Source organism: Streptomyces sp. NPDC057010 (genome assembly GCF_042673805.1).
Classification (GTDB): domain Bacteria; phylum Actinomycetota; class Actinomycetes; order Streptomycetales; family Streptomycetaceae; genus Streptomyces.
The window spans coordinates 68011-81007 of record NZ_JBHUSC010000022.1 but is presented as its reverse complement, the minus strand read 5'-3'; the positions used below and the strand labels follow the sequence as shown (position 1 = coordinate 81007).

The window sequence follows — 12997 nt, the reverse complement described above, 5'->3', positions numbered from 1 at the left end:
GACCCGTGTCCGATTCGGCGCGGGCGGCGAATTCCGAGTGAGGAGTGGATGTGGGGGATGTGGCGGTAGGCGCACGATCCGGACGCGACGAAGGCGAGGAGCGGCCGGACGACGCCGTCAAGCGCGAGGCCGAGGAGGACGGGGACGCCAAGGCGCGCCCGCACCGGTCCTTCTGGAAGGAGCTGCCGCTCCTCATCGGTATCGCCCTGCTGCTGGCCCTGCTGATCAAGACCTTCCTGGTGCAGGCGTTCTCGATCCCGTCCGACTCGATGCAGGACACCCTGCAGCGCGGTGACCGGGTCCTGGTGGACAAGCTGACCCCGTGGTTCGGCTCCGAGCCCGAGCGCGGCGAGGTCGTGGTCTTCCACGATCCCGCGAACTGGCTCGCCGGGGAGCCCACGCCGGAGCCGAACTTCATGCAGACGGTCCTCAGCAAGATCGGTCTGATGCCGGACGCCGCCGAGAAGGACCTGATCAAGCGGACCATCGCCATCGGCGGGGACACGGTCGAGTGCAAGAAGGGGGGACCGGTCGTCGTCAACGGCAAGGAGCTCGTCGAGCCGTACATCTTCCCCGGGAACACCCCGTGCGACGACGCCCCCTTCGGCCCGATCACCGTGCCCAAGGGCAAGATCTGGGTGATGGGCGACCACCGGCAGAACTCCCAGGACTCCCGCTACCACATGCAGGACTCCACCCAGGGGTTCGTCCCGGTCGACGACGTCGTCGGGCGGGCCGTGGTGGTCGCGTGGCCGATCACCCGCTGGGCGACCCTGCCGATTCCGGACACCTTCGACCAGCCGGGCATCGGCAACCAGACCAAGGCCTCGGCGCTCGGTCTCGGGGCCTCCGGGCTCGCGCCGGTGGGGCTGGGCCCGGCCGCGCTGGGGCTCACGGGAGCTGTGCCGCTCGTCATGTGGCGCCGGCGGAGGCTGACCCGGGGCCGTACCGCCGGGTAGGGTGCCGCCCAGGTCGACGATCTCCGAGTGTGGGGGCGCTGCAATGGGCGGAAACCAGGCAAGACGTGGTGGCGATGATGGCTGCGGCGGACTCGGCAGCGTGCTGTCGGGAATCGCCGTGGCCATCGGTTTTGCGCTCTTCCTCGGCGGATTTGTGTGGGGAGCGGTCGTCTACCAGCCCTATACGGTGCCGACCGACTCGATGATGCCGACGGTGCGGCCCGGGGACCGGGTGCTGGCGCAGCGCATCGACGGCGGTGAGGTGCGCCGCGGGGACGTGGTCATCTTTACTGATTCCATGTGGAGCGATTCGCCCATGGTCAAGCGGGTCGTCGGCATCGGCGGCGACACCGTGAAGTGCTGCGGCGCCGCCGGTGAGCTGACCGTGAACGGCACCGCTCTGGACGAGCCCTACATCGACGCCACCCCGGCCGACCCGGGCCTGCCCATGCCCGCCGGGCAGCCGCCGGCCCCCGGCACCCCCTTCGAGGTGAAGGTCCCCGAGGGCAGCCTCTTCCTGCTGGGCGACCGGCGGGGGGCCTCCCTGGACTCCAGGGCGCACCTCCAGGAGGCCGGGCAGGGCACCGTCCCCCGGTCGGCGGTCAGTGCCCGCGTCGACGCCCTGGCCTGGCCCTCCCAGGCGATGCTGGAGCGGCCGCGGACGTACGCGGGCCTGCCGGGCGGGGTCTCCCGGCCCGGGCCCCTGCGCCTCCAGGTGGCGGCGGTGGTGGCCGGAGCCGCGCTGGTGCTGCTGGGGGCCGCGTACGGGCCCCTCGTACGGCTCTTCGGGCGCGGGCGGCGGGAGCGGGCCGATGTCCGCTGAGGCGGCCCCCGACGGCGGCACCCGGGCCGAGGCGGGCTCCGCCGGCGTCCCCCGGAAGGTGTCGCGGGTGATCCTGCTGGACCCGGCGGACCGGATCCTGCTGCTGCACGGCTTCGAACCGGCCGATCCTGCGGACGACTGGTGGTTCACCCCGGGCGGCGGGGTGGAGGGCGCCGAGAGCCGGGAGCAGGCCGCGCTGCGGGAGCTGGCCGAGGAGACGGGGATCACAGAGGTGGAGCTGGGGCCGGTGCTGTGGCACCGGTACTGCTCCTTCCCCTTCGACGGGCGGCGCTGGGAACAGGACGAGTGGTACTTCCTGGCACGTACCACCCAGACGGTGACCCGGATGAGCGGGCTCACGGAGCTGGAGCGGCGCAGCGTCACCGGAGCCAGGTGGTGGACCTCCGAGGAACTTCTCGCGGCCCATGAGACGGTGTACCCGACCAGACTCGCCGAGCTGCTCCGAACGCTGCTCGACGACGGTCCTCCGGGTGCGCCGGTGGTCCTGGCCCCGGAAATCGTTTAGGGGCGCACGGGCCTGGCGCACAATAGGGGGACGCACGGCTGAAGGGGAACATGCCATGAGTGCCGAGGACCTCGAAAAGTACGAGACCGAGATGGAGCTGAAGCTCTATCGGGAGTACCGCGACGTCGTCGGGCTGTTCAAGTATGTGATCGAGACCGAACGCCGTTTCTACCTGACGAACGACTACGAGATGCAGGTGCACTCGGTCCAGGGGGAGGTCTTCTTCGAGGTCTCGATGGCCGACGCGTGGGTCTGGGACATGTACCGGCCGGCCCGGTTCGTGAAGCAGGTGCGGGTGCTGACCTTCAAGGACGTGAACATCGAGGAGCTCAACAAGAGCGACCTCGAGCTGCCCGGCAGCTGAGTTCCCCTCCCGCCCCGTGCCCTCCCGTTCCTTACCCGTGTGGGTGACGGGGTTGTCCACAACTGCGGGGTTGTCCACCAAGATCCACAAGGTGGGCGGGGGCGCGGGATCGTCGGTGCCGGAGGTGGTGCCGGATGAACGCGAAGGACGTGGCACGGCAGGCATTGGGGCGGTACGGCGAGGAGCTCGCGGCGCGGCGGCTGGCCGCGGCCGGGATGACCGTGATCGCACGGAACTGGCGGTGCCGGGGCGGGGAGATCGACATCGTCGCCCGGGACGGTGACGCCCTCGTCGTCTGCGAGGTCAAGACCCGCCGGGCGGGGGATTTCGAACATCCCATGGCCGCCCTGCGGTCCGGCAAGGCCGAGCGACTGCGCGGCCTCGCCGGGCGCTGGCTCGCCGACCACGGCGGACCACCCCCGGGCGGGGTCCGCATCGACCTGGTCGGAGTCCTGCTGCCGCGGCGCGGTGCGCCCGTGGTGGAGCACGTCAGGGGGGTGGCCTGATGGGATTCGCACGAGCCTGTTCGGTGGCCCTGGTGGGCGTCGACGGCGTGGTGGTGGAGGTCCAGGCCGACCTGGAACCTGGGGTCGCGGCCTTCACACTGGTGGGCCTGCCCGACAAGACCCTCGTCGAGAGCCGGGACCGGGTGCGGGCCGCCGTGGTCAACTCGGGCGCGGCCTGGCCGCAGAAGAAGCTCACGGTCGGCCTCAGCCCGGCTTCCGTACCGAAATCCGGTGCGGGTTTCGATCTCGCCGTCGCGGCCGCCGTGCTGGGGGCCGCCGAGGTGGTCGAGCCGGGCGCGATCGCGGACCTCGTCCTGATCGGCGAGCTGGGGCTGGACGGCCGGGTGCGCCCGGTGCGGGGGATCCTGCCGGCCGTCCTCGCCGCGGCGGAGGCCGGATACCGGCAGGTGGTGGTCCCGCAGCAGTGCGCCGCCGAGGCCGCGCTCGTGCCGGACGTCTCGGTGCTCGGCGTGCGCAGCCTGCGCCAGCTGATCGCGGTCCTGACCGACGGGGTGGTCCCCGAGGAGGACGCCCCCGACCCGCCGGGCCGGCCGGATCCGATACTGGCCGGTCTGGTCCTCCCGGGGGCGGGCCTGGGCACGGGCCTTGCCGCCGGTTCCTCCGGAGGGTGGGACGGGATGGATCTCGCCGATGTCGCGGGTCAGCGCGCCGCCCGGCGGGGCTTGGAGATCGCCGCGGCCGGGGGTCACCACATCCTGCTCAGCGGTCCACCCGGGGCGGGCAAGACCCTGCTGGCCGAGCGGCTGCCGGGCATCATGCCCCCGCTGACCACGCAGGAGTCACTCGAGGTCACGGCCGTCCATTCGGTCGCGGGGATTCTGCCGCCGGGCGAACCCCTGGTCACGGTCCCGCCGTACTGCGCGCCGCACCACTCGGCGACGATGCAGGCTCTGGTCGGGGGTGGCAGCGGCGTAGCGAAGCCGGGCGCGGTGTCGCTGGCACACAAGGGAGTGCTCTTCCTCGACGAGGCTCCCGAGTTCCGCCCGCAAGTGCTGGACGCGCTGAGGCAGCCGCTGGAATCCGGGCAGATCGTAGTGGCCCGGGCCGCCGGGGTGGTGCGGCTGCCGGCCCGGTTCCTGATGGTGCTCGCGGCCAATCCCTGTCCCTGCGGACGCCACACCCTGCACGGCGCGGGCTGTGACTGCGCGCCGTCAGTGATCAGGCGGTACCAGGCACGACTGTCCGGCCCGCTTCTGGACCGGGTGGATCTGCGCATCGAGGTCGAGCCCGTGAGCCGGTCCGACCTGCTGGGAAACGGCGGGCGCGGCGAGGAGAGTGCCACGGTGGCCGCGCGGATCGTCGAAGCCAGGGCCCGGGCGGCTCGGCGCCTGAAGGACACCCCGTGGCGGATCAACAGCGAGGTGCCGGGCCGGGAGTTGCGCACCCGATGGCAGACCTCCCCGGGGGCACTGGCACAGGCCGAGCGGGACATGGAGCGCGGGCTGCTCACTGCACGAGGGCTGGACCGGGTGCTGAGGGTCGCGTGGACCGTGGCCGACCTGGCGGGTCGGGACCGCCCCGACCCGCTGGACGTGGCCGTGGCGCTGGAGCTGCGCACAGGCATCGCGCGAGGTGTCCCCCTCATGACGGGGGCCGGGCCGTGAGCCCGGAGGAGCTGGCGCGGGCCGCGCTGACACGGGTGCTGGAGCCCGGGGACGAGCACGGCGGGCGCTGGCTGCGGGAGTACGGCGCCGTCGGGCTGATGCGGCTGCTGACGGCGCCGGAGGCGGAGCCGGGCGTTCCGGGCGGCATGGGGGAGGAGCGGCTCGCCGGCTACCGCAGACGGGCGGCCCTGGCCGACCCCCGCCGGGACCTGGCGCTGGCCGCCGCGTCGGGAGGCCGGTTCGTGTGCCCCGGATCGGCGCAGTGGCCGACCCAGCTCGACGACCTCGGCGACGCCCGGCCCGTCGGACTGTGGGTCCGGGGCAGCCCCAACCTGCGCACCTGGGCGCTGCGCTCGGTCGCCTTGGTCGGGGCCCGCGCCTGCACCCCGTACGGGGCGCACATGGCGCAGACCCTCGCCGCCGGGCTCGCCGAGCGGGGCTGGGTCGTGGTCTCCGGGGCGGCGTACGGGATCGACGGCGCCGCCCACCGCGGCGCGCTCGCCTCGGGCGGCGCCACCGCGGCGGTGCTGGCCTGCGGGGCGGATGTCGCCTACCCGCGCGGACACGCCGGTCTCCTCGGCCGGATCGCCGGCCAGGGCCTCGTCCTGGGGGAGCTGCCACCCGGGAGCCACCCCACCCCCAGCCGCTTCGTCCTGCGCAACCGGGTCATCGCCGCCCTCACCCGGGGGACGGTCGTGGTGGAGGCCGCGCACCGCAGCGGTTCCCTGGTCACCGCCCGGCGGGCCCGGCAGCTGGGGCGGATCACCATGGGGGTCCCCGGGCCCGCCACCAGCGGGCTCTCGGCCGGGGTGCACGAGCTGCTCCGCGGCGAGGCGGCCCTCGTGACCGATGCGGCGGAGGTGATCGAGCTGGTCGGCTCCATCGGAGAGCTCGCTCCCGAGCGGCGCGGCCCGGTCGTCGCGCGCGACCTGCTGGACCGGGAGACCGCCCGGGTGCTCGAAGCGCTGCCCGCGGGCAGACCGGTGGACGTGGAGCACGTGGCACTTGCCTCCGGCACCGGCGCCGATGAAGTCATCGGCAGACTGTACGAACTTCACTCTCTGGGGTTCGTCGAACGGCAGGGCGACGGCTGGCAGTTGACCAGGCGGACACCTTCAGGAGGCACACAAACCGGGGCCACCCGGCGAGGCGGTCGTTGACCTGGGGCGTTCCGGTGAAAGAGTGAAACCGATGAGAGACGCGGTCTTCCCGGTGGCAGCCGCCGGGACCGTGCGCACGGCGCCGGTCCCGGGCTGCCCGCGCGAGTCGGAACGCCCCTGTGCCCCCGCGCCATCCCGTACTCTTCGCGCACCGCGACACTTCCGTCACGCTACGCTCCCAAGGAATCCGGCTCCGGCAAAGGCGAAGCATGCCCCAGCACACCTCAGGGTCCGACCGCGCTGCGGTGCCCCCCGCTGCCCGCGGCAGCGTGCGGTCCACCGCGCCCTCGTCCCTGGAGGTGCTCTGGCGCTCGTACAAGGACTCCGGTGACGAACGGCTCCGGGAGCAGCTGATCCTGCACTACTCGCCGCTGGTCAAGTACGTCGCCGGCCGTGTCAGCGTGGGCCTGCCGCCCAATGTGGAGCAGGCCGACTTCGTCTCCTCCGGGGTCTTCGGACTCATCGACGCCATCGAGAAGTTCGACATCGACCGGTCGATCAAGTTCGAGACCTACGCGATCACCCGCATCCGCGGCGCGATGATCGACGAACTGCGGGCGCTGGACTGGATCCCGCGCTCGGTGCGGCAGAAGGCGCGGGCCGTGGAGCGGGCCTACGGCACGCTGGAGGCGCAGCTGCGGCGCACCCCCACGGAGACCGAGGTCGCCGGGGAGATGGGGATCGGGGTGGACGACCTCCACGCCGTCTTCAGTCAGTTGTCCCTGGCCAATGTGGTCGCCCTGGAGGAGCTCCTGCACGTCGGCGGGGAGGGCGGCGACCGGCTCTCGCTGATGGACACCCTGGAGGACACCGCCGCCGACAACCCGGTGGAGGTGGCCGAGGACCGGGAGCTGCGGCGGCTGCTGGCACGGGCGATCAACACCCTGCCGGAGCGGGAGAAGACGGTGGTGACCCTCTACTACTACGAGGGCCTCACGCTGGCCGAGATCGGCAACGTGCTGGGCGTCACCGAGAGCCGGGTCAGCCAGATCCACACCAAGTCGGTGCTGCAACTGCGGGCGAAGCTGGCGGATGTGGGGCGGTGAGCTTGCGGGACCTCCGTAGAGTGGACGCGTGCCCAGGATTCGAGCGGCCTCCGTGGCCGAGCACCGGTCGATGCAGCGTGGCGCCCTCTTGGACGCCGCGCGCTCCCTGTTGTCCGAAGGCGGGACGGAGGCGCTGACCTTCCCCGCCCTCGCGGAGAGGACCGGGCTGGCCCGGTCCTCCGTGTACGAGTACTTCCGGTCCCGCGCGGCCGTGGTCGAAGAGCTGTGCGCGGTGGACTTCCCCGTGTGGGCGGCCGAGATCGAGGCGGCCATGCAGGGCGCGGAGTCGCCGGAGGCGAAGATCGAGGCCTACGTGCGGAGTCAGCTGGGGCTGGTGGGGGACCGGCGGCACCGGGCGGTGGTGGCGATCTCGGCGAGCGAGCTGGACGCCGGGGCGCGGGAGAAGATCCGCGCCGCGCACGGGGGCCTGGTGGCGATGATCGTCGAGGCCCTGGCCGGCCTCGGGCAGCCGGAACCGCGGCTCGCGGCGATGCTGCTGCAGGGCGTGGTCGACGCCGCCGTCCGGCGGATCGAGCTCGGTGCGGCCGAGGACCCCGAGGTCGTCACGGAGACCGCCGTGGCCATGGCCCTGCGGGGCGTCCGGGGCTGAAGCCCCCGGGGCTCGGCAGCAGGCGGGGAGTCGGGCGGGGGAGCAGCGTGAGCGGGTTGAGGTAGGTCTCGCCCGACAGGAGGCCCCAGTGGAGGCACGGGGTCGGGCAGTGGGTGCCCGCTGACAAGGTCGCGACCACCTGGCCCGCCGTGACCTCCTCGCCCTCCGAGACCAGGGGGCGGACCGGCTCGTAGGTCGTGCGCAGGCCGTTCGGGAGGGTGAGGGACAGGACCCCGCGGCCCGCGACCTGCCCGGCGTGGTGCACCCGGCCCGGGCCGACCGCGCGGAGCTCCGCGCCCACCGGCGCGGACAGGTCCACACCGCGGTGGCCGGCCGCGTACGGGGTCGGTGGCGGGTCCCACCAGCGGATCACCGTCAGGGGTGCGGGCAGCGGCCGGACCACGGGGGCGGCCGCCTGGGCCAGGGCCAGCAGCAGGCTGAGCAGCAGTGTCGTCATGGGTCACAGGGTCCCCGCGCAGGCCGGGATCACGGGCGGGCCTGTGGACGGCCCGGCGCATGTGGACAACGGCGTCACCCGGCATACCGCCGGGTCCCGTACACTTCTTGTGGCGATCCGGGTCACCGGGTCGACTTCGCACGCCCCGGCACCAGCCCGAAAGGGCCAGGTGACAGCGTCTCTCGGTCCCTCATGGGGGCAGGACGCGGCGGGGCGTCAGGAACCAAACCGAGAAACCAAGGAGATGGCCATGGCCGTCGTCACGATGCGGGAGCTGCTGGAAAGCGGCGTCCACTTCGGTCACCAGACCCGCCGCTGGAACCCGAAGATGAAGCGCTTCATCTTCACGGAGCGCAACGGCATCTACATCATCGACCTGCTCCAGTCGCTGTCGTACATCGACCGCGCCTACGAGTTCGTGAAGGAGACCGTCGCCCACGGCGGTTCCATCATGTTCGTCGGTACCAAGAAGCAGGCCCAGGAGGCCATCGCCGAGCAGGCGACGCGCGTTGGCATGCCGTACGTCAACCAGCGCTGGCTCGGTGGCATGCTCACCAACTTCTCCACCGTCTACAAGCGCCTCCAGCGTCTGAAGGAGCTTGAGGCGATCGACTTCGAGGACGTCGCCGCCTCGGGTCTCACCAAGAAGGAGCTCCTGGTCCTCTCCCGCGAGAAGGCCAAGCTGGAGAAGACCCTCGGTGGTATCCGCGAGATGTCGAAGGTCCCCAGCGCCGTCTGGATCGTCGACACCAAGAAGGAGCACATCGCCGTCGGTGAGGCGCGCAAGCTCCACATCCCGGTCGTCGCGATCCTCGACACCAACTGCGACCCCGACGAGGTCGACTACAAGATCCCGGGCAACGACGACGCGATCCGCTCCGTCACCCTGCTCACCCGCGTGATCGCCGACGCCGTCGCCGAGGGCCTCATCGCCCGCTCCGGCGCTGCGACCGGTGACTCGAAGCCGGGCGAGAAGGCCGCTGCCGAGCCGCTCGCCGAGTGGGAGCGCGACCTGCTCGAGGGCGACAAGAAGGCCGACGACGCCGCTGAGGCCGCTCCGGCCGAGGCCGCCGCCGAGGCCCCGGCCGCCGAGGCCGAGGCCCCGGCCGCCGACGCCGAGCAGGCCTGACCCACTGAGAGCGCCCGGCGTTCACACGCCGGGCACTCACAGCACGGACGATGACGGCGGGGGAGCCGCGCCAAAAGCGCGGCGCCTCCGCCGTTCACCCGTAGATCTACGACTTCGAGAGAGAATCACAGACTCATGGCGAACTACACCGCCGCTGACGTCAAGAAGCTCCGCGAGCTCACCGGCGCCGGCATGCTGGACTGCAAGAACGCGCTCGTGGACGCCGACGGTGACGTCGAGAAGGCCCAGGAAGCCCTCCGCATCAAGGGCCAGAAGGGCGTCGCCAAGCGCGAGGGCCGTTCTGCCGAGAACGGCGCGGTCGTCTCCCTCATCGCCGACGACAACACCTCCGGTGTCATCGTCGAGCTGAAGTGCGAGACCGACTTCGTCGCCAAGGGCGAGAAGTTCCTGGCCGTCGCCAACCAGCTGGCCGCGCACGTCGCCGCGACCTCCCCGGCCGACATCGAGGCGCTGCTCGCGTCCGAGATCGAGCCCGGCAAGACCGTCACCGCTTTCGTCGACGAGGCCAACGCCAACCTCGGCGAGAAGATCGTCCTGGACCGCTTCGCGCAGTTCACCGGCGGTTACGTGACCGCGTACATGCACCGCACGATGCCCGACCTGCCGTTCCAGATCGGCGTCCTGGTCGAGCTCGACAAGGAGAACGCCGAGGTCGCCCGCGGTGTCGCGCAGCACATCGCCGCGTTCGCCCCGCAGTGGCTGTCCGCCGAGGACGTCCCGGCCGAGAAGGTCGAGTCCGAGCGTCGCATCGCCGAAGAGGTCACGCGCGCCGAGGGCAAGCCCGAGGCTGCCATCGCGAAGATCGTCGAGGGTCGCGTCAACGGCTTCTTCAAGGACGCCACGCTGCTCGGCCAGGCCTACGCCCTGGACAACAAGAAGTCCGTCCAGAAGGTCCTGGACGAGGCCGGTGTCACCCTGAAGCGCTTCACCCGCATCAAGGTCGGCATCTGAGTCCGTCCGTACACGACGGACACCCGGACCCCGGTAGGGTCTGAGGCAGTCGTCCGCGCTTGCGCGAGGCGACCGCAGATCTGACGAGGAGGCCATTGCCGCAAAGGGAACCGCAAGGACCCACCGGCAATGGCCTTCTTCGTATGTGCACGAGGAGATCTCCATGAATCAGGGCGTGGACCCCCACACCGCTTCCGACGACAAGAGCGACCAGGACAAGAAGGGCCGCCGCTTCATGCTGAAGCTGTCGGGCGAGGCCTTCTCGGGTGGCAGAGGACTGGGCGTCGACCCCGACGTCGTGCACGCCATCGCGCGCGAGATCGCCGCGGTGGTCCGTGACGGCGCGGAGATCGCCGTCGTGATCGGCGGCGGAAACTTCTTCCGCGGTGCCGAACTCCAGCAGCGCGGCATGGACCGGGCCCGCTCCGACTACATGGGCATGCTCGGCACGGTCATGAACTGCCTCGCCCTCCAGGACTTCCTGGAGAAGGAGGGCATCGACTCCCGCGTGCAGACCGCCATCACCATGGGCCAGGTCGCGGAGCCGTACATCCCGCTGCGCGCCGTGCGCCACCTGGAGAAGGGCCGCGTCGTCATCTTCGGCGCCGGCATGGGCATGCCGTACTTCTCCACCGACACCACGGCCGCCCAGCGTGCCCTGGAGATCGACGCCGAGGCCCTGCTCATGGGCAAGAACGGTGTCGACGGGGTCTACGACTCCGACCCCAAGAAGAACCCGGACGCGGTCAAGTTCGACGCGCTGGAGTACGGCGAGGTCCTCTCGCGCGACCTCAAGGTCGCCGACGCCACCGCCATCACGCTGTGCCGCGACAACAAGCTCCCGATCCTCGTCTTCGAGCTGCTCGCCGAGGGCAATATCGCCCGCGCCGTCAAGGGTGAGAAGATCGGCACGCTCGTCAGCGACCAGGGAACCCGGGCCTGAGCAGTCCGCTGCCGGGCCGAGCCCTGCCCGGCCCCGCACGTCCCGCCCGCCCGAACCATCCATTCAAGACATGCAGGAGCACGTGGTGACCGAAGAGATCCTCCTCGAGGCCGAGGAGAAGATGGAAAAGGCCGTCGTCGTCGCCAAGGAAGACTTCGCCGCGATTCGCACCGGCCGTGCGCACCCGGCGATGTTCAACAAGATCGTGGCGGACTACTACGGCGCCATCACGCCCATCAACCAGCTCGCCTCCTTCTCGGTTCCCGAGCCGCGCATGGCGATCGTGACCCCGTTCGACAAGAGCGCCCTGCGCAACATCGAGCAGGCCATCCGCGACTCCGACCTGGGTGTCAACCCCAGCAACGACGGCAGCATCATCCGGGTGACCTTCCCCGAGCTGACGCAGGACCGCCGCAAGGAGTACATCAAGGTCGCCAAGAACAAGGCCGAGGACTCCAAGGTCTCCATCCGCTCCATCCGCCGCAAGGCGAAGGACGCCCTCGACAAGCTCGTCAAGGACAAGGAAGCCGGCGAGGACGAGGTGCGCCGCGCCGAGAAGGAGCTGGACGACACCACCGCGAAGTACGTCGCGCAGGTGGACGAGCTCCTCAAGCACAAGGAAGCCGAGCTCCTCGAAGTCTGATGAACGACTCTTCCTGGCAGCCGGAGCCGGTTCCGGCGGGTCCCGCATACGATGCGCAGGTGGGCCCGCACACTCGGCCCATGCCCATCGTGCCCGATGCCGCCGGCCGTGACTTCGACGACCGGGAAGCACGCGATCGGGGGGCCGCCGCGGACGGCGGCCCCCTCTTCCGCGACGAGACGCCGCCGCAGGAGCCCATGCCCAGCCCCCCGCCCCCGCCTTCGCAGGTACCGCAGGACGCCTCGCCCCCGCCGCAGAAGAAGCGCGCCGGGCGGGACCTGCGTGCCGCCATAGGGGTCGGCGTCGGCCTCGGCGCGGTGATCTTCGCGTCGCTGTTCGTCGTCAAGGCGGTCTTCGTCGGCGTCATCGTCGTCGCGGTCGTCGTGGGCCTGTGGGAGCTCACCTCCCGGCTGCAGGAGAAGAAGGGCATCAAGGCGCCGCTCGTGCCGCTCGCGGTCGGCGGCGCGGCCATGGTCATCGCCGGCTACGTCCGGGGCGCCGAGGGCGCCTGGGTCGCCATGGCCCTGACCGCCCTCGCCGTCCTGGTCTGGCGGATGACCGAACCGCCCGAGGACTACCTCAAGGACGTCACCGCGGGCGTTTTCGCGGCGTTCTACGTGCCCTTCCTGGCCACCTTCGTCGCGATGCTGCTCACCGCCGACGACGGGCCCCAGCGGGTGGTCACCTTCCTGGTGCTGACCGTGGTCAGCGACACCGGCGCCTACGCGGTCGGCTGGCGCTTCGGCAAGAACAAGCTCGCGCCCCGCATCAGCCCCGGCAAGACCCGCGAGGGGCTGTTCGGCGCGGTGGCCTTCGCGATGGCGGCCGGCGCGCTGTGCATGGAGTTCCTGATCGACGACGGCTCCTGGTGGCAGGGCCTGCTGCTGGGGCTGGCGGTCGCGGTCAGCGCCACCCTGGGCGACCTGGGCGAGTCGATGATCAAGCGTGACCTGGGCATCAAGGACATGGGCACCCTGCTCCCCGGCCACGGCGGCATCATGGACCGCCTGGACTCCCTGCTGCCGACCGCCCCGGTGGTCTGGCTGCTGCTGGCCGCGTTCGTCGGCACCGGCTGACGGAGTCGGGCTCGGGTTATCCTGGAGGGGGGGGCCCCCCGGGACCCCGCGCCCCGAACCGCGCCCGGGCCCGCCCCCCCCCCCCCCCCCGCCCCCCCGGGGGGCCCCCCCCCCACCGGAAGAGGTGGGAACCCAAGCCCCCCCCCCACCCGCCGCGC

15 protein-coding genes are annotated in these 12997 nt (G+C 71.6%); 14 read left to right on the top strand and 1 reads right to left on the bottom strand.

Going from position 1 to position 12997, the window contains the following annotated elements; translation table 11 throughout:
- Positions 1 to 59: 59 nt before the first annotated feature.
- The 9 genes from lepB (ACFTXQ_RS19975) (at position 60) to ACFTXQ_RS19935 (ending at position 7619) form a co-directional block, all read left to right on the top strand.
- Positions 60 to 959: a signal peptidase I gene (lepB, locus tag ACFTXQ_RS19975; RefSeq protein WP_382642478.1), complete on the top strand. Its 900-nt coding sequence runs from the start codon at positions 60 to 62 to the stop codon at positions 957 to 959.
- Positions 960 to 1002: 43 nt separating this feature from the next.
- Positions 1003 to 1782, top strand: a complete 780-nt coding sequence (gene lepB, locus ACFTXQ_RS19970; protein WP_382642476.1) for a signal peptidase I — start codon at positions 1003 to 1005, stop codon at positions 1780 to 1782.
- A complete protein-coding gene (locus ACFTXQ_RS19965) occupies positions 1772 to 2308 on the top strand; it encodes an NUDIX hydrolase (protein WP_382642474.1) in 537 nt (178 codons plus the stop codon). Before lepB (ACFTXQ_RS19970) ends, ACFTXQ_RS19965 begins: the two co-directional genes overlap by 11 nt.
- A gap of 55 nt (positions 2309 to 2363) precedes the next feature.
- Positions 2364 to 2672 carry a DUF2469 domain-containing protein gene (locus tag ACFTXQ_RS19960; protein WP_005311352.1) on the top strand — a complete coding sequence of 103 codons (309 nt, stop codon included), beginning with the start codon at positions 2364 to 2366 and terminating at the stop codon, positions 2670 to 2672.
- Between the two features lie 134 nt (positions 2673 to 2806).
- Entirely contained in the window at positions 2807 to 3178 is a 372-nt protein-coding gene (locus ACFTXQ_RS19955; protein ID WP_382642472.1) for a YraN family protein, read from the top strand.
- Positions 3178 to 4803 (top strand): YifB family Mg chelatase-like AAA ATPase, encoded by a 1626-nt coding sequence (locus tag ACFTXQ_RS19950; RefSeq protein WP_382642470.1) that lies wholly within the window; start codon positions 3178 to 3180, stop codon positions 4801 to 4803. Before ACFTXQ_RS19955 ends, ACFTXQ_RS19950 begins: the two co-directional genes overlap by 1 nt.
- Positions 4800 to 5963, top strand: coding sequence for a DNA-processing protein DprA (gene dprA / locus ACFTXQ_RS19945; protein WP_382642468.1), 1164 nt, complete (start codon positions 4800 to 4802; stop codon positions 5961 to 5963). Before ACFTXQ_RS19950 ends, dprA begins: the two co-directional genes overlap by 4 nt.
- Before the next feature lie 209 nt (positions 5964 to 6172).
- A complete protein-coding gene (whiG, locus tag ACFTXQ_RS19940) occupies positions 6173 to 7009 on the top strand; it encodes an RNA polymerase sigma factor WhiG (RefSeq protein ID WP_382642466.1) in 837 nt (278 codons plus the stop codon).
- A 52-nt stretch (positions 7010 to 7061) separates the two neighbouring features.
- Positions 7062 to 7619: a TetR/AcrR family transcriptional regulator gene (locus ACFTXQ_RS19935; RefSeq protein ID WP_382642511.1), complete on the top strand. Its 558-nt coding sequence runs from the start codon at positions 7062 to 7064 to the stop codon at positions 7617 to 7619.
- Here the strand turns inward: ACFTXQ_RS19935 and ACFTXQ_RS19930 are convergent.
- Positions 7573 to 8076 (bottom strand): M23 family metallopeptidase, encoded by a 504-nt coding sequence (locus ACFTXQ_RS19930; protein ID WP_382642464.1) that lies wholly within the window; start codon positions 8074 to 8076, stop codon positions 7573 to 7575. The genes ACFTXQ_RS19935 and ACFTXQ_RS19930 overlap by 47 nt on opposite strands.
- 250 nt (positions 8077 to 8326) lie before the next feature.
- Here ACFTXQ_RS19930 and rpsB point away from each other — a divergent pair, with 250 nt between their 5' ends.
- The 5 genes from rpsB to ACFTXQ_RS19905 all read left to right on the top strand — a co-directional run bounded on the left by rpsB (position 8327) and on the right by ACFTXQ_RS19905 (position 12839).
- Positions 8327 to 9205 (top strand): 30S ribosomal protein S2, encoded by an 879-nt coding sequence (gene rpsB, locus ACFTXQ_RS19925; protein WP_365174640.1) that lies wholly within the window; start codon positions 8327 to 8329, stop codon positions 9203 to 9205.
- 135 nt (positions 9206 to 9340) lie between these two features.
- The gene (gene tsf / locus ACFTXQ_RS19920; RefSeq protein ID WP_030844487.1) at positions 9341 to 10177 is read left to right on the top strand and encodes a translation elongation factor Ts; all 837 of its coding nucleotides are present in this window, start codon (positions 9341 to 9343) and stop codon (positions 10175 to 10177) included.
- Positions 10178 to 10340: 163 nt separating this feature from the next.
- Positions 10341 to 11120, top strand: coding sequence for a UMP kinase (gene pyrH, locus ACFTXQ_RS19915; RefSeq protein WP_073913371.1), 780 nt, complete (start codon positions 10341 to 10343; stop codon positions 11118 to 11120).
- Positions 11121 to 11205: 85 nt separating this feature from the next.
- Entirely contained in the window at positions 11206 to 11763 is a 558-nt protein-coding gene (frr, locus tag ACFTXQ_RS19910) for a ribosome recycling factor (protein ID WP_329378766.1), read from the top strand.
- Positions 11763 to 12839 (top strand): phosphatidate cytidylyltransferase, encoded by a 1077-nt coding sequence (locus ACFTXQ_RS19905; RefSeq protein WP_382642460.1) that lies wholly within the window; start codon positions 11763 to 11765, stop codon positions 12837 to 12839. The genes frr and ACFTXQ_RS19905 overlap by 1 nt, the downstream gene beginning before the upstream one ends.
- Positions 12840 to 12997: the final 158 nt, after the last annotated feature.